This is a genomic window from Stenotrophomonas hibiscicola ATCC 19867 (genome assembly GCF_000382065.1).
Classification (GTDB): Bacteria; Pseudomonadota; Gammaproteobacteria; order Xanthomonadales; family Xanthomonadaceae; genus Stenotrophomonas; species Stenotrophomonas hibiscicola.
The window spans coordinates 507,963-531,575 of the sequence record NZ_KB907498.1; the positions used below are offsets into that span (position 1 = coordinate 507,963).

Sequence of the window (23,613 nt, forward strand, 5' to 3'; positions counted from 1 at the left end):
GGTGCAGGCTTTCAACAGGAAAGGAACACGAAAGGCGGCCTGCCTACATTGAGCCTGCCCCGGCATCGTGCCGGACGTTTCTCTCATCGACGGACCTGCCCATGCACTGGAGCATCCTGTGTGACTTCGACGGCACCATCAGCCTCGAAGATGTCATCGACGCGCTGCTGGAGAAGTACGGCCAGCCGGGCTGGCAGCAACTGGAAGACCAGTGGAAGGCGGGAAAGATCGGCTCGCGTGAATGCATGCAGGGCCAGGTGCGGCTGTTGAAGCTGGACCCGGCCACGCTCGACGCACACCTGGACCAGGTGCAGATCGATCCGGGCTTCGCGGCCTTCGTCTGCCGCGCCGAACAGCTGGGCCTGCCGCTGCGCGTCGTCAGCGACGGCCTGGACTACGCGATCCGCCGCATACTTGCCAACCATGGTCTGCCACCGCTGCCGGTGGTGGCCAACCACCTGCGCTGGTGCGAAGACCATTGGGAACTGGAGTCGCCCTACCAGGCCGAAGGGTGCCGCAGCGGGACCTGCAAGTGCACCTGCGCTGCGCAGGCGCGCGCCAACGAAGCCCCCCGCGTACTGATGATCGGCGACGGCAGCTCGGACTTCTGCGTCTCTGAAGACGCCGACTTCGTGTTCGCCAAGCGCCGCCTGATCACCCATTGCACGAAGGCCGGCATCGCGCATGCCGCCATCGATACCTTCCACGATGCAATCGCACTGTTGCCGCGCCTGCTCGATGGCAGCCTGCTGCAGCCACGTCGCCCCGACGCCAGCCCGCAGCCCGCCGCACTGCCCCTGCTGCTGGCCACCGCCTGAGCACTCCCTTCCAGCCGCGCTCCCCCGTCCTCCCTTTCGAACGTCCTTCACGGAACCGAACTGCATGAACATTTTTGACAAGAACGCCGACGCGGCTGCCTCCGATGCGCAGCTGCTGGCCGACGAAGCCCGCTACAGCTCCTTCGGCGATACCGTCCACTACGTCGACCCGCCGAAGATCTTCCAGCGCGGCGAAGGCAGCTACATGTTCGACGGTGCGGGCGTGCCCTACCTCGACCTGCAGATGTGGTACTCGGCCTGCAACTTCGGCTACAGCAACAAGCGACTGAACGATGCACTGAAGGACCAGATCGACACCCTGCCGCAGGTCGCCAGCCAGTACCTGCACCCGACCCGCGTGCAGCTGGCCAAGACCATTGCCGTGGACATGCACGAGAAGTTCGGCCTCGACGGCCGCGTGCACTTCAACGTCGGCGGCGCGCAGGCCATTGAGGACTCGCTGAAGATCGTGCGCAACGCGCGCGGCGGCAAGAGCCTGATGTTCGCCTTCGAGGGCGGCTACCACGGCCGCACCCTGGGTGCGTCGTCGATCACCTCCAGCTACCGCTACCGCCGCCGCTACGGCCACTTCGGCGAGCGCGCGATGTTCATCCCGTTCCCGTACCCCTTCCGTCGCCCGAAGGGCATGACCCCGGACGAGTACTCCGACCACTGCGTGTGGCAGTTCGAGCGCCTGTTCGAAAGCGAGTACAACGGCGTGTGGGATCCCAAGGTCGGCCAGGCCGAGTACGCCGCGTTCTACGTCGAGCCGATCCAGGGCACCGGCGGCTACGTCATCCCGCCGCGCAACTTCTTCACCGGCCTCAAGCGCGTGCTGGACAAGTACGGCATCCTGATGGTGGTCGATGAGATCCAGATGGGCTTCTGGCGCACCGGCAAGCTGTGGTCGATCGAGCATTTCGGCGTGACCCCGGACGTGCTGGTGTTCGGCAAGGCGCTGACCAATGGCCTGAACCCGCTGTCGGGCCTGTGGGCGCGCGAGGAGCTGATCAACCCGACCGTGTTCCCGCCGGGCTCCACCCACTCCACCTTCAACTCCAACCCGCTGGGCACCCGCCTGGGCCTGGAAGTGCTGAAGCTGGGCAAGGAAATGGATTACGAGCGCACCGTGCCGGAAAAGGGCGCCTACTTCCTAGACGGCCTGCGTGGCCTGCAGAAGCGCCACCCGGAAATCGGCGACGTCGACGGCCTGGGCCTGGCCCTGCGCGCCGAGATCTGCCAGGCCGACGGCTACACCCCGAACAAGGAACTGCTGGACCGAATGGTCGACATCGGCCTGGCCGGTGACCTGCTGCACGACGGCAAGCGCATGGGCCTCGTGCTCGACGTGGGTGGCTGGTACAAGAACGTGATCACCTTCGCGCCGTCGCTGGACATCAGCTACGAAGAGATCGGCCTGGCGATCACCCTGCTCGACCAGGCGCTGACCAAGGCCAAGGGCTGAGGCCGGTGCGCCGCCGGTTCCCGTGCCGATGGAGATGACGTCACGCGCATCCAGCACCGCGCTGGAACCGGCCGCGCTGCTGGAGGGCTTCCTGGCCCATCCGCCGCTCGGATTCGAGGCAGGCCGCCTTCCCAGTGGCCTGCCGACCTTCCGTGCGCCGCTGGACCTGACCACCGCGATGGACGACGAACTGCGCGGCAGGCTGCTCGGCCTGCCGCTGTCGCGCCTGTGGCGGCCATGGATCACCTGGAAGACCCGTTTCGTCGGTGCCACCAGCACCGAGTACACCCCGCTGCCGGCGCACGTGGCGCCGGAGGCGCTGGCCGAGGACGTGACGCGTCACGCGATCGACGATACCCGGCTGCTGGTGGTCAAGGACCTGGCCATCGATTCACCGCTGCTGGATGATGCCGCCAACGCGCACAGCGGCGCCTTCCTGCAGGCATTGCTGGCGCGCGGCTTCGTTGAACTGGAAGGCATGCCACTGGCCTGGGTGGCGATCGATTTCGATTCGATCGATGGCTATCTCGGCCGCCTGTCGTCCTCGCGCCGCAAGAACATCCGGCGCAAGCTGCGCTCGCGCGGTGAGCTGCAGATCGACTGCATCGCCACCGGTGATCCGGCCCTGGCCGACCCGCAACTGCAGGGCGAACTGTACGCGCTGTACCTGGGCGTGTTCGCGCAGAGCGCGGTGCATTTCGACCAGCTCGACCTGCCCTACTTCCAATACCTGCTGGCCGACAGCCAGGGCCAGGGCCGCATGTTCCTGTACCGCCACCAGGGTCTGCTGATCGGCTGGAACCTGTGCTACATCCACGCCGGAAAGCTGGTGGACAAGTACATCGGCCTGGCCTACCCGCAATCACGCGAGCACAACCTGTACGCGGTCAGCTGGATGCACAACATCGAGTACGCCCTGCAGCACGGCCTGAGCCACTACGTGGCCGGCTGGACCGACTCGCGCATCAAGGCCGAACTGGGTGCGCGCTTCACCTCCACCCGGCATGCGATCCATGCCCGTTCCCCGCTGCTGCGTGCCGCCCTTCGCAGGCTGGCCCCGTACCTGCAGGGCGAACCTGATGGAGGCGGTTGAACGATGCCGGTGCGTTCGCCGCTGATCCTGGACCTGGACGGTGGCGTGCTGCCGCTGCCCCGGGCGCAGATCCTGGCCCTGCCGCAGTGGCACGACCCGCTGCGCTTCGCCTGCAGCAATGCCACCCTGGACCGTTTCGCCGCCGAAGTGCTGGCACCGCTGCCCGCGCAGCTCGGCACGGTCATGCTCGGCAGTGGTGACTTCCACCATCTCAGCCTGCCGCTGCTGCGCCGCATGCATGGGCAGGCGCCATTCCAGCTGGTCGTGCTGGACAACCATCCGGACAACATGCGTTTCCCGTTCGGCATGCACTGCGGCTCGTGGATAAACGCCGCCAGCAAGCTACCGCAGATCTCGCACATCCATGTGCTCGGCGTCACCTCCAGGGACATCGGCCTCGGTCATGCCTGGGAGAACCACTGGCGACCGCTGATGTGCGGTCGCCTGACCTACTGGTGCATGGATGTGGACGTGGGCTGGGGCCATCGCCTCGGCATGGGCCACGCCTTCCGCCGTTTCGAGCATCCCGAGGCCTTGGTCGCCGCGTTCGCCGCCGAGCAGGCCACGTCACCGCAGCCGACCTATCTGTCGATCGACAAGGATGTGTTCGCCGAGGACGTTGCCCGCAGCAACTGGGACCAGGGCCGCTTCCAGCTGGAACACGCGCTGGTGGTGATCGAAGCACTGCGCGCCGGTGGCCTGGTCGGCAGTGACATCACCGGCGAAGTGTCGCTGGCCCACTACCGCAGCCGCTTCAAGCGCTGGCTGTCCTCGCTGGATGGCCAGCCCGACATCCGTGTCGATGACCTGCCCGCGTGGCAGGCGCGGCACCAGCAGGTGAACCGCGAGCTGCTGGCGGCTATGGCTTCGGTGCCAACCGCCTGCTGACCGCGTCCGGTTGTGCCGGCCGCTGGCCGGCGTAGCTCCGGTAGTGCCGGCCGCTGGCCGGCAACCTCGTTGTTCCCGGGCGCATGCGGATGCCGGCCAGCGGCCGGCACTACACTGGACTTCCGCCCCGGAGCCGCCGCGATGCCCCAGACCGTCATCCCGCAACTGCGCATGCACCACGCCGATACCACCCTGCCGTTCTACGTGCAGGGACTGGGTTTCGTAGTCGACTGGGAACACCGCTTCGAACCAGGCTTCCCACTGTTCGCCCAGCTCACCCGCGACGGCCAGACGATCTTCCTCACCGAGCACAGCGGCGACTGTGAGGTCGGCGGCGCGGTGTACTTCATCGTCGACGATGTTGACAGCCTGCACCGCGCCTTCAGCGCGGCCAACGTGCCGATCGAGCAGCCGCCGCATGACACCGAATGGGGCAGCCGCGAAATGCTGCTGCGCGACCCGGACGACAACCGGTTGCGCTTCGCCACACGCGTGGACTGAACGACGCCGGGTTGAGATGAATATACGAAACATATACGCTTCGTATATTGAACCCTCCAGGACCGCCCATGGGCATCGTCAACATCGATGACACCCTGCACGACCAGTTGCGCCGTGCCTGCACTGTCTCCAGCCGTTCGATCAACGCCCAGGCCAACTTCTGGATCCGGGTCGGCATGCTGTGCGAAATGAACCCGACGCTGAGTTTCCAGGACATCGTCGCCAGTGAACTGCGCGCGGCCGGGGTGCAGCCGCCGCTGCTGGCGCCAGGTCAGGCCTGAGTCCATGGGCATCATCAAACGGCCGGAAGAAGTTGAGCTGATGGCCGAATCGGGTCGCCTGCTGGCCCAGGTGTTCGCCGCACTCGACCAGCTGCCGCTGCAGGGCCGCAGCACGATGGAGATCAACGATTTCGTAGAACGCATGATCGTCGACGAGCTGCAGGCGCGGCCGGCCAGCAAGGGCCAGTACGGCTTCCCGTACGTGCTCAATACCTCGATCGACAACGTCATCTGCCACGGCGTGCCCAGCACCACCGACGTGCTGCGCAGCGGCCAGATCGTCAACCTCGACATCACCCTGGAGAAGAACGGCTACATCGCCGACTCCAGCACCACCTACCTGGTCGGTGAGGTCGACTACGCCGCGCGCAGGCTGGTGCAGACCGCCTACCAGGCGATGTGGAAAGGCATCGCTGCGGTGCGCCCCGGCGCGCGCCTGGGCGATATCGGCCACGCCATCGCCCGCCACGCGCGCAGCCACGGCTACAGCGTGGTGAAGGAATACTGCGGCCATGGCATCGGCCAGGAAATGCACGAAGAACCGCAGATCCTGCACTACGACCATCCCAACACCGGCAGGGTGCTGGAAGAAGGCATGGTGTTCACCATCGAGCCGATGCTCAACCAGGGCAAGCCGGCCATCCGCCAGCAGCCGGACGAATGGCCGGTCTACACCCGCGACGGCAAGCTGTCGGCGCAGTTCGAGCACACGGTGGCGGTCACCCGCAACGGTGTGCGCGTACTGACCCTGCGCCCCGGCGAAGCGCCATTGTGCGCGGTGGACGCGGCCTAGAGCGGACGCAACAGCAACAGTGTCGCCAGGCAGAACATGAAGACCGCCACGGCGGCATCCAGCACCCGCCAGGCACCTGGCTTGCGGAACACTGGCTGCAACAGGCGCGCGCCATAGCCCAGAGAACAGAACCAGGCCACGCTGGCCAGACACGCCCCGGCGGCGAAGGCCCAGCGCAGGTCACCCGGGTAGCGCGTGGACAGACTGCCCAGCAGCACCACGGTATCCAGGTAGACGTGCGGATTGAGCAGGGTGAAGGCCAGGCAGGTCAGCAGCACCTGGCGCGCGCTGCCGCCCTGCGTCTCGGCCGCGGCCAGTGCACTGCCTCCGCGCCGCGCGCGCAGCCCTGCCCGCAGGCCATACCACAGCAGGAACGCGGCGCCACCGAAGCGCAGCCCCTGCAGCAGCAGCGGCCACTGCAGCACCAGCGCGCCCATGCCGCCGACGCCGGCCAGTATCAGCGCGATGTCCGCGCCGGCACAGGCAGCCACCACCGTTCCGACATGCCGACGCTGCAACCCTTGTCGCAGCACGAAGGCATTCTGTGCGCCGATGGCGATGATCAGGCCGGCACCCGCGAACAGGCCGGCGGCAATGGCGGCGATCCACATCAGGAAGGCCCAGGCAGCGAGGGGACGCGCAGGGTGCGGCCAATTGCCCTGTTTAGACAATCTGATTTTTCTTTATCCTGTGCAGGAAAACTGAAGAGGCGACGGCATGGACCTGGTACATCCGCAGCTGGCCGCATTCGCTGCGGTGCTGGAAGAAGGCAGCTTCGAGGCCGCGGCACACCGCCTGTCGATCAGCCCGTCGGCACTATCGCAGCGGGTCAAGGCGCTGGAAGACCGCCTCGGCCAGGTACTGGTGGTGCGCCAGGCACCCTGCCGACCGACCGCTGCGGGGGAAGCACTGCTGCGCCGGGTACGGCCGATGCAGGCACTGGAAGCCGAGGCGCTGGCCGAGCTGCTGCCCGAGCGTGGCAACGACGCTGCGCGTACGCCCATCCCCCTGGCGGTCAACGACGACTCGCTTGACACCTGGTTCGTGCCGGCCATCGCCGACCTGCACCAGCGCCATGGCTACCTGTTCGACCTGCGCATGGACGACCAGGACCACACCCTGCAACTGCTGCGCGATGGCAGCGTGCTCGGCGCGGTCACCGCCGAAAGCCAGCCGGTGAAGGGCTGCAACGTGTACCCGCTCGGCGCCATGCGTTACCACGCGATCGCTTCGCCCGGCTTCGCCCGCCAGTACTTCAACGATGGCATGCAGGCCGCGGCCCTGGCGCGCGCACCGATGCTGGTGTTCAACCGCAAAGATGAACTGCAATGGCGCTTCGTGCGGCGCCTGACCCGCGCGCGCCTGCAGCCGCCGCTACACTACCTGCCCTCCTCCACCGGTTTCGTCGAAGCCGCCGCGTGCGGACTCGGCTGGGGCATGGCCCCGGAAACCCTGGTCGCCCCCGCCGTGTGCGCTGGCCGCGTGGTGGTCCTGGAACCCCGCCGCTGGCTCGATGTGCCGCTGTACTGGCAGCATGCCGCCGTGCGCTCAAGCACGCTGCAGCACATCACCCAGGCGCTGCGCACTGCGGCCAGCGGCACCCTTCGTTGAGGACAAAACGATGATCGCAGACCCGGGCTTCACGCCGCGCGCACTACCGTTTGCGCACTTCTTTACCACTGGGACGGCATGGGCGTGATCGGCCGACGTACAAGGATGCACCGCGCGAAGGCCGCACTGGCGCTGGTGCTGGCGACCTGCCTGCCAACCGCTGCGTCCGCGCAGAACAGCAACGACGCCCCCGCATTGGACTGGGAACAGGCACGGCAACGCCTGGAGCAGGTCTCCGATGCGCTGGCGGCCGCTGATGCAGCGGTACGCAACAAGCAGGACCTGCAGGACGCCACGCGCCTGCTGCGCCTGCCGGAGATCACCGGCGAAGTGCGCCGCCTGCAGTTCCAGAAGACCCTGACCCTGCCACTGGGTTCGCTGGCGCCGGTGGCTGAAGCCTTCGGTATCGATTCGCCACTGTCGTTCACCGAGCGCGACTGGCGTACACGCCCGGTAGTGACCGCGGTGCTGCCGCTGTACACCGGCGGCGTGATCCCGGCCGCGCAACGTGCGGCCAGCGCCGCCCATGAGCAGGCCAACGCCGAGCGCGAGGCACAGCGCCAATCATTGACCGTGCAGCTGGCCCAGGCCTACTTCGGCCAGCGCCTGGCCGAGCAGGCGGTGGACGTGCGCCGCGACGTGCGCGACGGCCTCAACCGCCACCTGTCCGATGCCGAAAAGCTCGAACGCGAGGGCTTCGCCACCCGCGCCCAGCGCCTGCAGGCCACCGTGGCCCGCGACAAGGCCGAGCGCGAGTATCAGAAGACGGTGAATGACCTGGCCACGCTGAAGGCCGCGCTGTCCACGCTGCTGCGCAGTGGTGGCGAGGTGCAGCCGGTGTCGCCGCTGTTCGTGCAGCGCGTGCCGCTGGAACCGGTGACCAGCTTCGAGCGCACGGCGCAGGCGCGCCAGCCGCAGATCGCGCGCTTGCGCGCGATGGTGGCGCAGGCCGAACAGGGCGTGCGCGTGCTGCAGGCCAAGCTGAAGCCGCAGATCTTCGCCTTCGGCCAATATGACTTCCGTCGCCGCGACGAGATGCTGACCGACCCGGACTGGGCGTTCGGCATCGGGCTGAAGTACACCTTCCTGTCACCGAACTCGCGGCCGGCGCAGATCAGCGCCGCGCGTGCACAACAGGACCAGGCCGAAGCCGGCCTGCGCGAGGCCGAGAACCAGGTCGCACTGGGTGTGCGCAAGGCCTGGAACGAACTGGAAACCGCGCGCCAGCAGTTCGTGCTGCTCGACAGCAGCATCGCCCAGGCACAGGAAAACCTGCGCCTGCAGGAGCTGGCATTCCGCGAAGGCCAGGCCACCTCGCTGGATGTGATCGATGCGCGGCTCGGCCTGGGCGGCGCCCGTGTCGAGCGCGCACAGGCCGCCTACCAATACGACATTGCGCTGGCACAGTTGCTGGAGATCAGTGGACAGATGGACCGTTTCGAAGAATTCCGGCGGCGTGCGGACGAGGTGATCGACCATGAGTGACGTGCTGCACGACGATGCGACGACGCCCCCCGGCAAGCGACGGCTGGGACCGATCCTGCTGGTGGTCCTCCTGGTCGCGGTGGTGCTGGGCCTGTGGCTGGCCTGGCGCAGCCCGGCCGACCAGATCCAGGGCATGGCCGATGCGGATACGATCAACGTGGCCGCCAAGATCACCGCGCGCGTGGCCGAGCTGAAGGTGCGCGAGGGCGATCGCGTGCAGCCCGGGCAGGTGCTGTTCCTGCTCGACAGCCCCGAAGTGGCCGCCAAGGAACAGCAGGCGCACGGCGCATTGGCGGCTGCGCAGGCGGTGGCCGACAAGGCCGACGAAGGCGCGCGCAGCGAAGACATCCGCGCCGCCGAAGCGAACTGGAAGCGCGCCGAAGCCGGCGCGGCACTGGCCGAAGCCACCTACCGGCGCGTGCAGAACCTGTTCAACGAAGGGGTGATGACCCGGCAGAAGCGCGATGAAGCGCATGCCCAGGCCACCAGTTCGCGCGAACTGGCCCGCGCCGCCCGCGCGCAGTACGACATGGCATTGGCCGGCGCCCGAGAGCAGGACAAGCGCGCCGCGCAGGGCCAGGTGCAGCAGGCGCAGGGCGCGGTGGCCGAAGTCAACGCGGCGCGTGCCGAAGTGGAGGGACGCGCGCCGGTGGCGGGCGAGATCAACAAGCGCATGGCCGACCCGGGCGAGCTGGTGCCGGCCGGCTATCCGGTGTTCACCCTGGTCGACATCGACCGCATGTGGGTCGCCATGAACCTGCGCGAATCGCAGATGCAGGGCCTGAAGGTCGGCAGCAAGCTGCAGGGCAGCGTGCCGGCGCTCGGCCTGGACGGCGAATTCGAGGTCTACTTCATCAATCCGGCCGGTGACTATGCAACCTGGCGTACCACCCGCCAGTCGTCCGGCTATGACGTCCGCAGCTTCGAGGTGCGGGTGCGCCCGGTACGCCGCATCGAGGGCTTCCGCCCCGGCATGAGCGTGCTGTTCGCATGGCCCCAGCACTGAGCCCGGACCGCAACGGCTTCGCCGCTTCGTGGCGACGCGAGCTGCAGTCGCTGCGCGGCAACCGTGCCGACCTGCTGCTGGTCACCTTGCTGCCACTACTGATGCTGGTAGTGATGGCATGGATGTTCACGCCGTCGGTGATGCGCGACATCCCGATTGCTGTGGTTGACCTTGACCACAGCAGTGACAGCCGCCTGCTGCTGCGCATGCTCGACGCCAGTCCCGGCGTACGCGTCGCCAGCCAGCCAGCGGACATGGAAGACGCACGTTCGCAGCTGCGCCGCCTGGATGTATTCGCCATCGTGCTGGTGCCGCGCGACGTCACCCGCCAAGCGCTGCGCGGCCGCCAGGGCACGGTGTTCGCCTATTACAACGCCACGTACATGACCACCGGCCAGTCGGCGGCGCGCGACATCGGCGAGGCGGTTTCCGCATGGAATGCACGCCTGCTGCGCGAGCGCATTGGCCTGCAGGTCGGCCCGGGCAAGCTGCGTGCGGCGCCGATCGCTGTGCAGTCGGACATCCTCTACAACCCGGCACGCAGCTACGAGCTGTTCCTGCTGCCGCTGATCTTCCCGGCGGTGCTGTCACTGGTACTGGCACTTGCGGTGGCCGGCAGCCTCGGCCGCGAGGTCCGCGATGGCACCCTGCCCGCCTGGCTGGGCCGCACGCCGTGGTCGGCGATTGCCGGCAAGGTCGCGCCGTACCTCCTGCTGTTCTCGCTGTATGGCGCGCTCGGCATCGGTTACCTGGCATGGCTGCGTGGCGACGGCGTGGCCGGCAGCGTACTTCTGCTGCTGCTCGCGCAGCCGTTGTTCTACCTGGCCACCGCCGCCTACGCGCTGTTCTTCGTCGGCGTCACCCGCGACATGGGCACCGCACTGTCCGCGGTGGGCCTCAGCATCGGCACCGCACTGGCGTTCTCCAGCGCCACGTTCCCGGTGCTGGACGGGCCGTTGTTCACCCGCATCTGGCATCAGCTGCTGCCATTGAGCGCCTACATCAAGCTGCAGACCCAACAGCAGTTCATCGGCTCGCCGCTGCAGGTTTCGGCATGGCCGCTGGCTACGCTGCTATTGATGACGGTGGTGGCCGGGGGCATCGGCGGGCTGCGCCTGATCGCCTTTGCGCGTACCCCAGAAGCCGCACAGCCGGCGGGGGGCGACGCATGAGCGTACTCTGGCGCAGCCTCCGGCAGACCCTGATGGCGGTCCTGTGCGACCGCTACGCGATCGTGGTGATGGTCGGTGCAGTGATCCTGTACTCGTTCTTCTATCCGGCCGCCTACCGGCACCAGGTGGCCGGCAACCTGCCGGTGCTGGTGGTGGACGAAGACCACAGCGCGACCAGCCGCGAGCTGCTGCGCAAGCTCGACGCACTGCGCGTTGCGCGCGTGGTCGGGCAACCGGCGGACGTCGACAGCGCACGCCGGCAGCTGGAAGCCGGCCAGGCCGAGGGGATCGTCGTGATCCCGGCCAATCTGGAGCGCGACATCCTGCGCGGCCATCCAGCCAAGCTGGTACTGCTTGGCAACGGCGCCTACCTGGGCCGCGCCAGCTGGGTGCTGGGCAGCGTAGCTGACGCGCTGGGTGCGTTCGGGCGTGATGCCGTGGTCGGCCAGGCCGCCTTCATGGGTGCACCCCAGGCCCTGCCGGTCACGCTTGTGCAGCGTCCGCTGCACAACACCCAGGAAGGCTATGGCAGCGCGATCGTGCCCGGGGTGGCCGAGCTGATCGTGCACCAGACGCTGTTGATGGGCATCGGCGTTCTGCTCGGCGGCCGCCGCCTCGCACTGGGCCGGCGCCTGCGCTTCGACCTGCCGACGCTGGCCGGCATGGCGTTGGGCTTCGGCCTGATCGGACTGTTCGGCCTGTTCTGGTACGCCGGTTTCACTGCCTGGGCGCAGGACTACCCGCGCGGCGGCAACCCGATAGGCCAGCTGCTGGGCGGCACCTTGTTCATCGCCGTCACCGTGGCCTTCGGCCTGTTGGTCGGCAGCTTCTTCCGCACCCGCGAGCGCGCCTTCCAGTACATCGTCGCCACCTCGATCCCGCTGTTTTTCCTGGCCAACCTGTCGTGGCCGGCGGTGATGACGCCGCAACCGCTGGTCTGGCTGGCACAGCTGCTGCCCACCACCTCGGGCATCAACCTGATGGTGCGCCTGAACCAGATGGATGCCCGCCTGACCGACGTCAGCCACGAACTGATCACCCTCACCCTTCTGCTGCTGCTTTACGGCAGCCTCGCCGCCTGGCGCCTCCTGGCCCGAAAAGGGGACGGAGGGGATTAAGTCGCAGGCAACCTGTTCAAGGGCCGCGGCATGGCCGCTTCGAGCCGACGCTCAGGGATCCGGGGCGTACCAGAACGGGATGCGGAACGCGCGACGCCGTCCGCCCCCGCGCTCGCCGCCTGTGGCATTCCACACCAGTTCCAGGTCATGGCGTCCGGGCGCGAGGCCGCGGGTAGGCAGGTACCCCACCAGGCCACGCATATCCAGGTCGCGCCGCTCCATGGGCACGAAGCCATGCAGGTCGACCGGGGTGCCGTCCAGCTTGACCTGCCAGAGCCGGGAAAGGCACTCCACTGCGGCGTTGGCGGCCTGTTGCCCGGAGGCTTCATTGTGCGCGTCCGGAAGTGCGGTGCAATGCTGGCGCGCCAGCGGATTGTCGCGTTGCGGGCGATGCGGAATGAACACGCGAAGCTGCCCACCGCTGATCGTGTCCGACGGGATCATCGGGTACGGCAGCAGCTGGTCATGCGCCGAACGCATCGATTCGTAATGCGCACTCAGCATGCCGTGCTCAACCGCCGCTTCCGTGACGATCTGGTACCGGTTGAACAGCGAGAACTTCAACGACGCCATCACCTGCACGGCGGCCAGCAGCATCGCTACCAGCACCGCGAACAGGTAGGCCGCCATGAACGAGCGCGAGCGCAGGTTGCTCTGCATGGTCAGCTGCATGGTCTGCATCAGGCGCAACAGCGGAACCCGTTGCAGGGCCGCCAGCATGCCCTGCAGGAGTCGCTGCGGTCGCTCATGGGGCTGCCCGCGCGCCTGCCGCCGCGCCACGATCTTTTCCAGGATCCCGGGGGTAACAGCCAGCGTCAACAGTGCGGCCAGCACGCTGCACAGGGCGAGCATGGCGACATGATCGGCGCCACCTGACAGCGCGCCGATCACCATCGACACACCGAGCGTCAGGACGGCCAACACCAGCGTGCCCGCCAATGTCTGTACGGCAAGCAGGGTGGTCGAGAACAGCATCGTCGCCAGCCGGTCGGCCCGTTCGATGCTGCCATCGAGGCCTCCGTCCCGGGCCTGCAGGAAAGCGCGCGTGACCGCCCCCATTCTTGGCAGGCGCGCCCAGTCAATGCCATCGGGGAAATGCGACCGGAGGCCGATCAGCCCGATCCAGTAGCCGCGCACCGTGAGGTGGATGATCAAGGCGACTGCCAGCACATAGCACATGCCGACACTGATGCTGAAACCGAACCAGAGCATCTGGAAGTACATACCTTCGGTGTGCAGGCTGCTGCGCGCCCAGGCGTCGAACAGATAGCCCGGCACGGCCAGCAGCGCGAACGCCAGCAGGCCCGAAATGAACAGCTCGAGTTCATCGGTGCGATCACGCACCCGTTGGGTATGGGCGGTCGCTTCCGCTATCGGGTCATGCCCGGCGAGCGGTGCCGGTTGGGGAGCTGGAGCCGATTCGTTCACTGGACGTTCATCCGTTGAGTCGGCGCAGTATAGGCATGACGCCAGATTCAGCGATACGGGTCCGGAACGACGAACGCCGGCGCGGGGCCGGCGTTCGAATATTGCGATGTGGAAGGGCCGAACAGGTGTGGCAGCGACCGATCAACGATAGACGCGTTCGCAGCGGCGCTCGACGACGCGGTCGCCGTTCTTCTGCTGGCTGTTGCCCTGGATCTGGCGACCAGCCGCACCACCGGCCACGGCGCCCGCCACGGTGGCGAGCTTCTTGCCGTTGCCGCCGCCCACCTGGTTGCCCAGCAGGCCGCCGATTACCGCGCCGGTTGCCGTACCGGCAATGCGGTTCGGATCGCGCGAGTTGCGCTGCACTTCCACGTTCTTGCAGACCACGCGGCTACCGTCGTTGAACCTGCGCCCCTCATCACGCGGGCCGTAAGTCTGCGCGCCGGCCACCGACGAGGCCGCCAGCAGGGTACCCAGCACAAGCAATCGGGTCGAGGTCTTCATGGCCATCTCCTGAGTTCCGGTACGGGGCCAGTGTCCCCCAGCGGTTGGCAACCGGAAGTGAAATGGGCGTGCCCCCAACCTCGCCGGCCATCGCGCGTTCAGGGAAAAAATCCGCGCCCATCACGGTCAACGATCGTGATGGGCGCCGTCTCCCTGCCGGCATGCGCTGTTGCTAGAACTCTTCCCAGCCGCCCGCGTTCGCAGCCAGCGTCGGCTCGATGCGTGGTACCAGTACCCCCGGCCGGCGTACCGGAGTCACTTTCGCCGCGACTGCGGCCAGGACCGGGCGCACGGCTGCGGCCGTGGTTGCCGCACTGATGCGGAACACCGAAACCGCTTCGGCCAGCAGATTGGCCTGCTCCTCCATGGAACGAGCCGCGGCGCTGGCCTCTTCCACCAGCGCCGCGTTCTGCTGCGTGGTCTCGTCCATCTGCACCACCGCCTGGTTGACCTGTTCAATGCCCGAGCTCTGCTCCTGCGATGCGGCAGATATCTCGGCCATGATGTCGGTCACCCGCTGCACCGAGGCCACCACCTCGCCCATGGTGGTGCCAGCCTGGCGGACCAGCGCCGAGCCGTCGGCGACCTTGCCAACCGAATCCTCGATCAGGCCCTTGATTTCCTTGGCCGCACCCGCCGAGCGCTGAGCCAGTGTGCGCACCTCGCTGGCCACCACCGCAAAGCCCCTGCCCTGTTCACCAGCTCGCGCGGCTTCCACCGCCGCGTTCAACGCCAGGATGTTGGTCTGGAAAGCAATGCCATCGATGACCGAGATGATCTCAGCGATCTTTTTCGACGAGGCCTCGATCGCCGACATCGTGGTGACTACCTGGCCGACCACCTCGCCGCCCTGCGAAGCGACACCGTGCGCGCCGATCGCGAGTTGATTGGCCTGGCGTGCGTGCTCGGCATTCTGCTTCACGGTGGAGGTCAGTTCCTCCATCGACGCCGCAGTCTCTTCCAGGTTCGCCGCCTGCTGCTCGGTGCGCCGCGACAGGTCGGTGTTGCCCGCGGCGATCTCGCCTGCCGCCAAGTTGATGCTGGACGCGCTGGCCTGGATGCGGCCGACGATCTGCGTGAGCTGGTCGACGGTGGCGTTGCAGTCATCGCGCATCCGGGCGAACACGCCGTGGAAGTCCCCCTGCATGCGCACGGTCAGGTCACCGCGCGAGATGGACTGCAACAGGCTCGATACCTGCACCAGGTTCTCGTCGGTGGTCTGCATCAGCCGGTTGAGCCCGGCCACCATGTCGTGGAAATCGTGAGCGAAGCGCTGCTCGTCACCGCGCAGGCTGAAGTCCCCCGCCGCTGCTGCCGTCGCCAGCCTGCGGATCTCACCGTTGATCGCTGACAGGCTGGCCTTGGTCTCGTCCATCGCCTGGGTGATCGCGGCCTTCTCGCCCGGCAGAGGATCCATGTCTACCGATAGATCGCCCCGGGCGTAGTGCTTCATTACTTCGATCAACCGGTTCTGCACCTGCACATGCGAGCCGACCAGCGCATTGGTCTCGTGCACCATGCGCCCGTAGTCACCGGGGAAGGCGCTCTCATCCATGCGATAGCTGAGGCTGCCCGCATCGTGCTGGCGAGCCAGTTCCCCCTGCGCCGCCATCACAGACTGCAATTGCGCCTGCATGCGCTGCATCGACCTGAGCAGCTGCGTCACCTCATCGTTGCCGGAGGCGTCGATGCTGCTGTCCAGCCGCCCGTTGGCGATGCCATCGGCGAGCTTCACGGCTCCCTCCAGCGGCCGGGTCAGGCTGCGGGTGATGGCCCATGCGGCCAGCGAGCCGAGTATCAGGCTCAGCACGCCGAACACGATCGACAAGGTGCCGGTCCACGCCTCGGTCGCGCGGTAGTCCTCGCGGCTGCGCGCCGTCAGCACCTCCTGGTGCCGCAGCAGGGTGGAGATCGCCTCGTTCCAGGCCGTCGCCAGGCCCTGCTCGGCAAGCAGCTCCTTGGCTGCACCGTCGAAATCGCCGGCCTTCATGCGCTCATGCAGTTGCCGGGTGGACGCGTCGGTGGCCTTGCGTGCCGCGTCGATCCGCGCGACCAGCGTATCGCCGGTGGCATCACGCGGAATCTTGATGTACTTGGCCCATATGGCGTCGTACGCCTGCGACAGCTCCTGCGCCTTCCGATAATCCCTGTCGAAATCCTCACCGCGCTTGATCACCATCAGCCGGCGCTGCATCAGCACCGCATTGTTGGTATCCAGCATCTCGTTCAACAACCGCATTTTCACCATGTTGACGTCCACCACTTTCTCGAACTGGGTGGACTTCAGGTGATTTCCGTACAGCGCCAGGCCGACGATGGCGACGATGAACAGCAGCAGCAAACCAAACCCGGCGCCCAGCCGGGATCCCACTCGGAGGTTGCGTAAGGCGAGCATCTCAATTCCCTTGATCAATGGCCTACGGTCGATGGCGGCGCAGGCAGGGGAAACTTTATGGGCCGATATTATTGTATCGATCCAGATATCCTGAAATGTGCGGGCTGTTGTGAAAACCGCGCACCGGCAAATTCCTGCAGCCGCGCATTGCAAACGTGCATCGGACCACCCAATATTCGACCTGAATGCGGGTTATTCATTTTGCGAGCCGGTGACGGCGCATGGAGAACGAGTAGCCAGCATTAACTTGGGCTGCGAAGAAGCCATCAGAGGCATGTGCCACGCTTCCTTCCGCCTCTGGCCTGGGAAAGAACGTTCGATACTTTCTCGAGAAAGCCCCATGAACTCGCGCTCAGTATCGGTGTTTCTCCGGAGTAGTCCCTGGCATCCATGACCGATGCAGAAGATGCATGGCGGCGTGGCGTCCGCCCACTGCAGAGCAAGCCACCACGTAGCCAGTGCAATGATTCGCATCGTCGCTGGCCCTCTACGCATCCTTCGACGTCCGTCGTGACCTGTGGCAAAGGCGCACCGCGATGCCATATGGCATTCAGCCCGGACCGACCGCGCAAAGCTCTCTCGTGCTGGGCCATCACCAACAGCGCGGACCACGCTACAGTCGGCGCATGACCCTCGTCCTGCAGATTGAAGGCGCCGCCATTGATGACATCGCCAGCCTTTACACGGAGATCAACCGCGTGTTCATGGCCGGCGAGGCATGGCAGCTCGGGCCGAGCCTGGACGCACTGGACGACCTGCTGCATGGCGGCTATGGCGCACTGGCTGGCCACGCGCAGGCCACGCTGATCTGGCGCGATATCGCCCACAGCCGTTCGGCGCTGGGCGTGGAGGCGACCTGCCAGTGGCTGCAGGCCAAGCTGGACGCACCAGGCAGCTTCAACGCGCGGGCGATCGCCCGCCGGCTGCAGGCGGTGCGACAGGGCGAGGGCCCGACCTACTTCGAGATCGTCATGCAGATCTTCGACAGCCATCGGCAGATCACCCTGGTCCCGGCCTGAACCCTTTTTCGTGCCGCACCGGCCTGCCACCAGTGGCGGCAGCCCTGCGCCCCAGCAGTTACCATGGACGGCCCTGTACCGGCTCCGCTGCCGCCGCCCTCCGGCGCGGCCGGACGCCCCGATTCACGAGTCCCATGTCCAAAGACAAGTCCGCCGAACATACCCCGTTGATGAAGCAGAACGGGTGCAGAGAGATCTTATGGGAAAATTCCTTTGTGCAGCAACGGAATCGAATGTTGTTGAGTTGCAGGAAGGGCTGTCGCAACAATTCCGCAACAGGCAAATGAATCCAGGCCAGGCTCCCTCTCCACTGATGGCTTGGACGGCTTGCCGTCCAGGACAACACCATCAGACGCATCCCCTTGATTGCCGCTGCAGGCGGCCTCAAGTCCCCCCTGATCCAAACCGGATCTTTTGGAGCTCGATGCTATGCCTGCAATCAAGCGTTCCGAACTTCGTTATGAATACAGCTGGAGAGTCTCTGAGGGCGACAATCCTAAGCTGATAGCGGACGACGCCCATCACCTCAGCCGCAATGAGGGCTATGAGATGCTGCTCTATCTCAACAGCCTGACCGGCAAAGATGGCGTCGACCTCCCTGTCAAGACCCGTCTCATTGTTGAGTGGATGCTGAAAGAGCACTTCAAGTCCACTGCACCCGGACGCCAAACCGTTACCACATGGGTGGTGGACAACTGGAATCGGTTGTCGCCGCATTACCCTGGATGAGGCGATCCCAGGCGGGGAGCTTCGCCCTCCGCCTACTACTGCAGAGGAAAGCGGCTAAGGTGCAGTGACAGCTGGAAGGAAGTGACCTCCGCTCATTCGCAGGTCACGCCCTCACCCCTCTTATCGGCCTCAATTAAAACGCACCCAGTCGCGCCTTTTGCGACGATTTCCCGATATCGTGCGCATATGGAACACAGGGGACTCAAAATGGATCACGAGTATGTGGTGCTTGGCGGTGTCAATCGGGCGCAGATCGGAAAATATCTCGCCAGGACCGCGTCAGTGGTTTCAGGGATCTTGGTCTGGGCGCTCCTCGAAGCCGTAGACCTCGCAAAGGGGCTTGGGCTTGGCGCAAACCTGCCGCCCGTTATCCTCTCTCTAGCTGGTGCGGGCACGGTTTATACCGTTCTATACCTGATCTTCCGCCGCTGGATGTGGCGTGTGCCGCTCGTCGCAGGGTGGCTGAAGGTTGCGGATCTCTCGGGAACTTGGATCTGTGAGGGCCATCCATTTCCACGTCCTGACTCACTGGCCGTTGATTGGCAGGGAACCATGACGATCACCCAAGATTGGGACAAGGTGCGCATCCACCTCGACGCTGGGTTGTCCAAGTCCAACAGTGACGTTGCCGGACTCGTTTCCGACCCCATCGAAGGATTTGTTCTGCTTTACAGCTATCGCAACGACCCCAAGCCCGGCCGAACAGAGCTCAATGCGCATCGGGGGTTTGCAAAACTGGTCTTTGCTAAAGATCTTAAAACTGGCAAGGGCGACTATTTCAACGGTGACGGCCGCCACTCGTCGGGCACCCTCAAACTTCGGAGGCAGTAATGGCAAGAACCGTTGATCAGCGTATTGCCGCACTGAAAGCGCGACGCAGTGGCGAAGATCGAGTTAACCTCATGGCGCAGGATAGCGCTGCGCTGGCCAAGTACATAGAGAAGATTTGGAAGCAGGAGGCCTGGGAGACAAAAGCAACCAGCAAGCCCAACACTCGCTATGTTTTGGGTGCGATGCAGGAAGTCGACGCAGACTACACGCGCATCAGCATAGAGACCGCCCTGCGTGTAGCGAAGCAGCTAGGAAACCGCATCGAACGGTTCACGCTTGAGTTTCACCTACAAGGCTCCGTACCACTCAATGTGCACATTCGTGGCGTCAGCGATGTAGATCTTCTTACTCTTATCTCATCGCAATTTTTGAGCTACGACCCCAGCGGTCCGCGAGGAACATCAGGCGCCTACTACCCCACAACCCTAACTTCATTGCAGCAACTTAAAGACCTGCGCGCACAAGAAGAATCCGAGCTCGAAAGCGCCTTTCCAGCCGCGACAGTAGATAAGCGCGGGAGCAAAGCGATCAAGATCTCAGGCGGCTCTCTTCCCCGCTCAATTGATGTTGTGCCTTCCCATTGGTATGACTCTGCCGATTACCAACGTAGTGGAGCATTCCATGATCGGGGGGTCATCATCTTGGACAAGAAGAACAATGCCACGATGACTAACTACCCATTTAAGCACATCAAGGAAGTTTCAGATCGAGACCTTGTTGCCATGGGTTCTTTGAAGAAAGCCATTCGACTCATCAAGAATATCAAGGCAGACGCGGATCAGGACATCATGCTCACGAGCTTCGACCTTGCTGCCATCATGTTCCACGCCGACATGGCAGCTCTGCGGACCGGACATTCGTATGAGCTCGCCGTCTTAGCGGAGACTCAGCGCCATCTTGACGACCTGTATCATCGTCCCGATTACGCAAAGCTTTTACTCGTACCGGATGGGACGCGAGTCATCTTTGACAGTCCAGCCAAGTGGAGCTCCTTGTTGACCCTTTCTTGTGAAGTAGACAGGCTACTTGAAGCCGTCGCAAACGAGAACAGCATCGGACTTCCTGCGAACAACCACAGCGAGCGGCGCCAACTCATTAGATCCGTTCACTTATGACCTTCCGGGCACTCGAGGTACGCATACTCCACTCGTAGTAGCCGCTGGTCGTTACCTTAAGGCAGCGGCCCATCAGTCAGACTGGGAACTCGTTGAGGCAACGTTCGATCACCTGATACCTCAGGATGATCCCTTTGCAAAGAACGCCGCCGCTTCTCGCAAAAGACCCCGTTCCTGCTTTACCCACGCCAACTCGCGCTTGATTCGAGTCAACTCTTCGTCACGTGGCGTTCCGCTGCCATCGAAGGCGGCCGATTCCGAGTTCTACGCCTCGCGCTTCCAGCGGGTCAGCAGACTGTCGCGGGTTCCAACTCCCGGGCCACCTAGGCGTAGCTGATGCCCGGTTGGCTCATCTCCTCCACCGCACCGCGCTTGAGCTCGGCACTGAACTTCCTACGTATTGACATGAACACTCCTCATGGCCGGAGTCGGCCTTCTTTTAACTGTCCATGAGAACGGGCGGAACCCCCAGCGGCGGGGCAAGGCGAACCCTACATTGGTGGCTCGCGGGGCTGCTGGACTACCTGTTCATCCCTCCCGCGCGGGCAGCAGTCAGAGTCAGGATCCCAAAGCCAGATCGGAAATCGCGTTTCAGATGTCGACGGGTTTCGACATGCCCCCTATCGTTGGAGCCACTTGAAGCCAGGAAGCACCGCAGTGTCTTTGAACAACGCCCAACTCAAATGTGAAGATTTTCTACAGGAGCAGATCCGCCGAAACGAGGCCGAAGACATCGTTCCTTCGGAAAGTGAGGTGGCTCGGAATATGCTCAGCCGAGGACTGGAACTTCGCTCGGTCTACCAGGAACTTGAGCGGTCCCTGGGTTTTGACGGCATTGAGTGGAAGGTATTTCTTGAGTTCTGCGTGCTCGCCACTGGAGCGCATTGGACGCCCGAGAAGAACATCGCCGATCGTTCAGCCCGCAAGCGCTTGGACAAAGTCAATGAGGCCATTGCTGGCCTGGCGGATCACATGGCGGAACTACTGGAAGAAAGGGAACAGATAAACAACCGCGGACCGTTCAGCAGTGACACCTTGTATCACCCTGTCGAAGTCATCGACCGGGCCAGCGAATGTAATGGGCATTACAAGTCTTTCCTGAAGGAAAGGCTGGAAAACCTCTGTCAGTTCGACCTGAAGTATTGGCCAAGCCTCTCGGAAATGATTCGGGCCATTGGGACTGACGCAGAGAATGCCAATGTGCACTCCCATGACCCCCGCTCGGCGGCCATGTCCCAGACCTCACGCCCGTCCGTGGCTGACTTTGTTCGAGCCATTGAAGAGGGGATCGCGGAGAATCAACACGCAGGCTTGGGTGGGCTTCCTGCGTCGTTCCGCTTGTCCGATGAATCGATCGCAACCTTGGCGAACGTGCTGTTGAACCTTCCCGCGGAGTCCGCCAAGGATGCCAAGTATGTGAAGAATATCCGAGAGCGAGATCGTCGACGGACCTAAGATGCGTTTCTATCGCAGCCTTCACAGCTGACAAGCACTGTCCGGCTTCGCGTCTGCTCAACCGACTTAGTCGCCCATCCAGCGTCACTGAGAGGGACATCCACGTCTCGTCCTCAAACACAGTGTGGGCGCGCCTTCGAAGCAGGACCTACAGACCGTTGTGTTCCTGATACCTTTTGGCTGCAACGTTTTAGGGCCTTCAGTCTCAGCACTAAATGAGACACCCTCCGACCTAGCTTGACCTCCAAGACAGTTGGCTTATCGTATGAATATGCGCCCCCTACTGACCCCTGCCGATTGTTCCACGGGCACCTGGCTCCCGCCAGTGTCTTGGTACCAATCTCGCGTGCTTTGGCGCGAGGTGGGCCGCCGCTTGCCTCACCACCCGGAAGTTTTGGCCACGGCCAGGACGTATTTGGAGATTGCTCTTGAAACAGGCGAACATGCCTGCTCGCCCCAATACCTGCATCGCTGGCGAGAACTCATTGAGCAAGGTATAGCAGCAGTCGTGGAGGTGCTCACCTCTGTAGACGACAATGAGGGCCAGGTGTTGCGCTCGTGCTCCCCTGCCCCCTTCCTGTCCTTGATTTCCGAGCAAGAGCGGAATCGATTGTTTGACTTGGTCAAGTGGGAAGTTCGAGCGCTGAGGCACAATGAAGCCAGAGCAGCTTGACCACGTCCTGCGCGCAGTCGATGAGGCAACCGGGCATGAGCACCGATTCCTACTGATCGGCAGCCAAGCCATTTTGGCTCATCTCGATCCTAGATATTTTTCGTCCGATGTTTTGTTCTTCTCCAGGGAAATCGACATCGCCCTGTTGGATGAACCGCAACGAGAGTCAGAAGCCGTTGCGGACATCATCGACAAGAACTTCGGCGATGCCTCAATTTTTGACCGGACTTATGGCTACCATGCAGATGGCGTGGAAGTCGCCACAGCGATCCTAGCTCCTGGTTGGCGCGATAGGCTCATCCCATACCAATCAGGCGATGTCGCACGGGATACCTTTATGGCGCTTTCGTATGAGGACCTGCTGATCTCCAAGCTCTGTGCTGGCCGCGACAAGGACATCGATTTTGTCAAAGGCATGGCTGCCATTGGGCATCCCAGACTGTCGGAGGTCGAAAGGCTCCTAGAGACCCTTCCAGACTCCGCTAATAAGCACCGTGCGATGGCTTGGTGGAGTGCGTTTTCCGCCGTAAACGATCGCTAGAAGCCCCCTTAGAAGAGATCGTTGACTCAGTGGCAGGGTCAGCCGACTGCTTAGCCGCTCAGCGTTTCCTCGTAAACCGGATAGTCGGTGTCGCCCTTGATGCCGATCACCCCGTAGGACGCGCTGCGATCAGGTTCCGACAACGGCCATACACGCTCGTTAGCTGCTGGGGGTTGCCGTGCGATTCCCACAGTCAAAGCTGGGCCCAGTCGACGCCGCATAGGCCAGCGGCTCGTCCGAGTTGGACTGTTGGTAATCGTCCACCTTCGTCGAGATCGCTGAATCATAAGCAGGATCAACGTCCATTGCCTGTGACTCTTCGACTGGAGCCGCAGCTGCGGGAGCCATGGCTTGTGTTCGGGTCCGAACATTGGAGCTGATTGCCGCTCCAATGCCGATGAGATCTCCAGGAAGTACCTGGACCTCGACCAAGTGCTGTCCATTGACTGCCTGGGAGGTGTATTCAAGCCGCAGCTTGTAGACGTCCTGTCTGGGATTGTTAAAGGGGACGGTCAGATCGGCTTCGCAACTGTAGCGGCTGATCTTGCCGTCAAAGCTCGTCGGATGCGGAGTTCTTTAGCGAGCCATGTTGGGCCTACCGTCACCTAGCGCCGGCCAAGTCAGCCCGTGCTGAGGGACCGACTGTGCGACGGCGGCCGGGCTTTCAAGGGGCGGTCCCGAACCAGCAAGTT

The 23,613-nt window shown here is 64.2% G+C and carries 22 protein-coding genes and 1 pseudogene; 18 read left to right on the top strand and 5 right to left on the bottom strand.

Annotated features, from left to right (window positions below; translation table 11 throughout):
- Nucleotides 1-101 precede the first annotated feature (101 nt).
- The 7 genes from G370_RS0102535 (at nucleotide 102) to map (ending at nucleotide 5,839) form a co-directional block, all read left to right on the top strand.
- Entirely contained in the window at nucleotides 102-818 is a 717-nt protein-coding gene (locus G370_RS0102535; protein WP_019659195.1) for an MtnX-like HAD-IB family phosphatase, read from the top strand.
- Nucleotides 819-882: 64 nt separating this feature from the next.
- Nucleotides 883-2,283, top strand: a complete 1,401-nt coding sequence (locus G370_RS0102540) for an aspartate aminotransferase family protein (RefSeq protein WP_019659196.1) — start codon at nucleotides 883-885, stop codon at nucleotides 2,281-2,283.
- Between the two features lie 28 nt (nucleotides 2,284-2,311).
- On the top strand, nucleotides 2,312-3,376 hold the full coding sequence (locus G370_RS0102545) for a GNAT family N-acetyltransferase (protein ID WP_019659197.1): 1,065 nt from the start codon (nucleotides 2,312-2,314) through the stop codon (nucleotides 3,374-3,376).
- A gap of 3 nt (nucleotides 3,377-3,379) precedes the next feature.
- On the top strand, nucleotides 3,380-4,264 hold the full coding sequence (locus G370_RS0102550) for an arginase family protein (protein ID WP_019659198.1): 885 nt from the start codon (nucleotides 3,380-3,382) through the stop codon (nucleotides 4,262-4,264).
- A 141-nt stretch (nucleotides 4,265-4,405) separates the two neighbouring features.
- Nucleotides 4,406-4,765 carry a bleomycin resistance protein gene (locus tag G370_RS0102555; protein ID WP_019659199.1) on the top strand — a complete coding sequence of 120 codons (360 nt, stop codon included), beginning with the start codon at nucleotides 4,406-4,408 and terminating at the stop codon, nucleotides 4,763-4,765.
- A gap of 68 nt (nucleotides 4,766-4,833) precedes the next feature.
- Entirely contained in the window at nucleotides 4,834-5,046 is a 213-nt protein-coding gene (locus G370_RS0102560) for a ParD-like family protein (RefSeq protein WP_019659200.1), read from the top strand.
- Between the two features lie 10 nt (nucleotides 5,047-5,056).
- The gene (gene map, locus G370_RS0102565; RefSeq protein ID WP_026346932.1) at nucleotides 5,057-5,839 is read left to right on the top strand and encodes a type I methionyl aminopeptidase; all 783 of its coding nucleotides are present in this window, start codon (nucleotides 5,057-5,059) and stop codon (nucleotides 5,837-5,839) included.
- Here the strand turns inward: map and G370_RS0102570 are convergent.
- Nucleotides 5,836-6,450, bottom strand: coding sequence for a LysE/ArgO family amino acid transporter (locus G370_RS0102570; RefSeq protein ID WP_019659202.1), 615 nt, complete (start codon nucleotides 6,448-6,450; stop codon nucleotides 5,836-5,838). The two genes, map and G370_RS0102570, sit on opposite strands and share 4 nt — an antisense overlap.
- Before the next feature lie 106 nt (nucleotides 6,451-6,556).
- Between G370_RS0102570 and G370_RS0102575 the strand changes: the two genes are divergently transcribed.
- From G370_RS0102575 to G370_RS0102595, 5 genes are all read left to right on the top strand, one after another.
- Entirely contained in the window at nucleotides 6,557-7,450 is an 894-nt protein-coding gene (locus tag G370_RS0102575) for a LysR family transcriptional regulator ArgP (protein ID WP_019659203.1), read from the top strand.
- 78 nt (nucleotides 7,451-7,528) lie between these two features.
- Complete coding sequence (locus tag G370_RS0102580; RefSeq protein ID WP_019659204.1) at nucleotides 7,529-8,935, top strand: TolC family protein; 1,407 nt, start codon at nucleotides 7,529-7,531, stop codon at nucleotides 8,933-8,935.
- Nucleotides 8,928-9,941: an HlyD family secretion protein gene (locus tag G370_RS0102585; RefSeq protein WP_019659205.1), complete on the top strand. Its 1,014-nt coding sequence runs from the start codon at nucleotides 8,928-8,930 to the stop codon at nucleotides 9,939-9,941. Before G370_RS0102580 ends, G370_RS0102585 begins: the two co-directional genes overlap by 8 nt.
- The gene (locus G370_RS0102590; protein WP_019659206.1) at nucleotides 9,926-11,113 is read left to right on the top strand and encodes an ABC transporter permease; all 1,188 of its coding nucleotides are present in this window, start codon (nucleotides 9,926-9,928) and stop codon (nucleotides 11,111-11,113) included. Before G370_RS0102585 ends, G370_RS0102590 begins: the two co-directional genes overlap by 16 nt.
- Nucleotides 11,110-12,231 carry an ABC transporter permease gene (locus G370_RS0102595; protein WP_026346933.1) on the top strand — a complete coding sequence of 374 codons (1,122 nt, stop codon included), beginning with the start codon at nucleotides 11,110-11,112 and terminating at the stop codon, nucleotides 12,229-12,231. The genes G370_RS0102590 and G370_RS0102595 overlap by 4 nt, the downstream gene beginning before the upstream one ends.
- A gap of 51 nt (nucleotides 12,232-12,282) precedes the next feature.
- Here the strand turns inward: G370_RS0102595 and G370_RS0102600 are convergent, their stop codons facing one another.
- The 3 genes from G370_RS0102600 to G370_RS0102610 form a co-directional block, all read right to left on the bottom strand.
- Nucleotides 12,283-13,659: a hypothetical protein gene (locus G370_RS0102600; protein WP_032955119.1), complete on the bottom strand. Its 1,377-nt coding sequence runs from the start codon at nucleotides 13,657-13,659 to the stop codon at nucleotides 12,283-12,285.
- A gap of 141 nt (nucleotides 13,660-13,800) precedes the next feature.
- On the bottom strand, nucleotides 13,801-14,169 hold the full coding sequence (locus G370_RS0102605; RefSeq protein ID WP_014646414.1) for a glycine zipper 2TM domain-containing protein: 369 nt from the start codon (nucleotides 14,167-14,169) through the stop codon (nucleotides 13,801-13,803).
- A gap of 166 nt (nucleotides 14,170-14,335) precedes the next feature.
- Entirely contained in the window at nucleotides 14,336-16,558 is a 2,223-nt protein-coding gene (locus G370_RS0102610; protein WP_026346935.1) for a methyl-accepting chemotaxis protein, read from the bottom strand.
- A 626-nt stretch (nucleotides 16,559-17,184) separates the two neighbouring features.
- On the opposite strand from G370_RS0102610, the gene G370_RS0102615 reads away from it, so the two are divergent.
- The 4 genes from G370_RS0102615 to G370_RS0102630 all read left to right on the top strand — a co-directional run bounded on the left by G370_RS0102615 (nucleotide 17,185) and on the right by G370_RS0102630 (nucleotide 20,252).
- A complete protein-coding gene (locus tag G370_RS0102615; RefSeq protein ID WP_019659210.1) occupies nucleotides 17,185-17,577 on the top strand; it encodes a barstar family protein in 393 nt (130 codons plus the stop codon).
- A 429-nt stretch (nucleotides 17,578-18,006) separates the two neighbouring features.
- On the top strand, nucleotides 18,007-18,306 hold the full coding sequence (locus tag G370_RS1000000121150) for a hypothetical protein (RefSeq protein ID WP_080112495.1): 300 nt from the start codon (nucleotides 18,007-18,009) through the stop codon (nucleotides 18,304-18,306).
- Between the two features lie 207 nt (nucleotides 18,307-18,513).
- A complete protein-coding gene (locus G370_RS0102625; protein WP_019659212.1) occupies nucleotides 18,514-19,137 on the top strand; it encodes a Cap15 family cyclic dinucleotide receptor domain-containing protein in 624 nt (207 codons plus the stop codon).
- Entirely contained in the window at nucleotides 19,137-20,252 is a 1,116-nt protein-coding gene (locus G370_RS0102630) for a nucleotidyltransferase family protein (RefSeq protein ID WP_026346936.1), read from the top strand. The genes G370_RS0102625 and G370_RS0102630 overlap by 1 nt, the downstream gene beginning before the upstream one ends.
- On the opposite strand, the pseudogene G370_RS01000000120660 reads toward G370_RS0102630, so the two are convergent.
- Nucleotides 20,236-20,659, bottom strand: a pseudogene (locus G370_RS01000000120660) (transposase); the annotation flags it as partial. The gene G370_RS0102630 and the pseudogene G370_RS01000000120660 overlap by 17 nt on opposite strands.
- Before the next feature lie 250 nt (nucleotides 20,660-20,909).
- Here G370_RS01000000120660 and G370_RS0102640 point away from each other — a divergent pair.
- Nucleotides 20,910-21,707: a hypothetical protein gene (locus tag G370_RS0102640; protein ID WP_019659214.1), complete on the top strand. Its 798-nt coding sequence runs from the start codon at nucleotides 20,910-20,912 to the stop codon at nucleotides 21,705-21,707.
- Nucleotides 21,708-22,360: 653 nt separating this feature from the next.
- On the top strand, nucleotides 22,361-22,921 hold the full coding sequence (locus G370_RS1000000121020; RefSeq protein ID WP_019659215.1) for a DUF6036 family nucleotidyltransferase: 561 nt from the start codon (nucleotides 22,361-22,363) through the stop codon (nucleotides 22,919-22,921).
- Nucleotides 22,922-23,613 lie beyond the last annotated feature (692 nt).

Bases quoted from the DNA above. Each gene is read 5' to 3' on its own strand.
- G370_RS0102535 (WP_019659195.1), top strand. From the start codon at position 102: ATGCACTGGAGCATCCTGTGTGACTTCGACGGCACCATCAGCCTCGAA.
- G370_RS0102540 (WP_019659196.1), top strand. From the start codon at position 883: ATGAACATTTTTGACAAGAACGCCGACGCGGCTGCCTCCGATGCGCAG.
- G370_RS0102545 (WP_019659197.1), top strand. From the start codon at position 2,312: ATGGAGATGACGTCACGCGCATCCAGCACCGCGCTGGAACCGGCCGCG.
- G370_RS0102550 (WP_019659198.1), top strand. From the start codon at position 3,380: ATGCCGGTGCGTTCGCCGCTGATCCTGGACCTGGACGGTGGCGTGCTG.
- G370_RS0102555 (WP_019659199.1), top strand. From the start codon at position 4,406: ATGCCCCAGACCGTCATCCCGCAACTGCGCATGCACCACGCCGATACC.
- G370_RS0102560 (WP_019659200.1), top strand. From the start codon at position 4,834: ATGGGCATCGTCAACATCGATGACACCCTGCACGACCAGTTGCGCCGT.
- G370_RS0102570 (WP_019659202.1), bottom strand. From the start codon at position 6,450: ATGTGGATCGCCGCCATTGCCGCCGGCCTGTTCGCGGGTGCCGGCCTG.
- G370_RS0102575 (WP_019659203.1), top strand. From the start codon at position 6,557: ATGGACCTGGTACATCCGCAGCTGGCCGCATTCGCTGCGGTGCTGGAA.
- G370_RS0102580 (WP_019659204.1), top strand. From the start codon at position 7,529: ATGGGCGTGATCGGCCGACGTACAAGGATGCACCGCGCGAAGGCCGCA.
- G370_RS0102585 (WP_019659205.1), top strand. From the start codon at position 8,928: ATGAGTGACGTGCTGCACGACGATGCGACGACGCCCCCCGGCAAGCGA.
- G370_RS0102590 (WP_019659206.1), top strand. From the start codon at position 9,926: ATGGCCCCAGCACTGAGCCCGGACCGCAACGGCTTCGCCGCTTCGTGG.
- G370_RS0102595 (WP_026346933.1), top strand. From the start codon at position 11,110: ATGAGCGTACTCTGGCGCAGCCTCCGGCAGACCCTGATGGCGGTCCTG.
- G370_RS0102605 (WP_014646414.1), bottom strand. From the start codon at position 14,169: ATGGCCATGAAGACCTCGACCCGATTGCTTGTGCTGGGTACCCTGCTG.
- G370_RS0102610 (WP_026346935.1), bottom strand. From the start codon at position 16,558: ATGCTCGCCTTACGCAACCTCCGAGTGGGATCCCGGCTGGGCGCCGGG.
- G370_RS0102615 (WP_019659210.1), top strand. From the start codon at position 17,185: ATGACCCTCGTCCTGCAGATTGAAGGCGCCGCCATTGATGACATCGCC.
- G370_RS1000000121150 (WP_080112495.1), top strand. From the start codon at position 18,007: ATGCCTGCAATCAAGCGTTCCGAACTTCGTTATGAATACAGCTGGAGA.
- G370_RS0102625 (WP_019659212.1), top strand. From the start codon at position 18,514: ATGGATCACGAGTATGTGGTGCTTGGCGGTGTCAATCGGGCGCAGATC.
- G370_RS0102630 (WP_026346936.1), top strand. From the start codon at position 19,137: ATGGCAAGAACCGTTGATCAGCGTATTGCCGCACTGAAAGCGCGACGC.
- G370_RS1000000121020 (WP_019659215.1), top strand. From the start codon at position 22,361: ATGAAGCCAGAGCAGCTTGACCACGTCCTGCGCGCAGTCGATGAGGCA.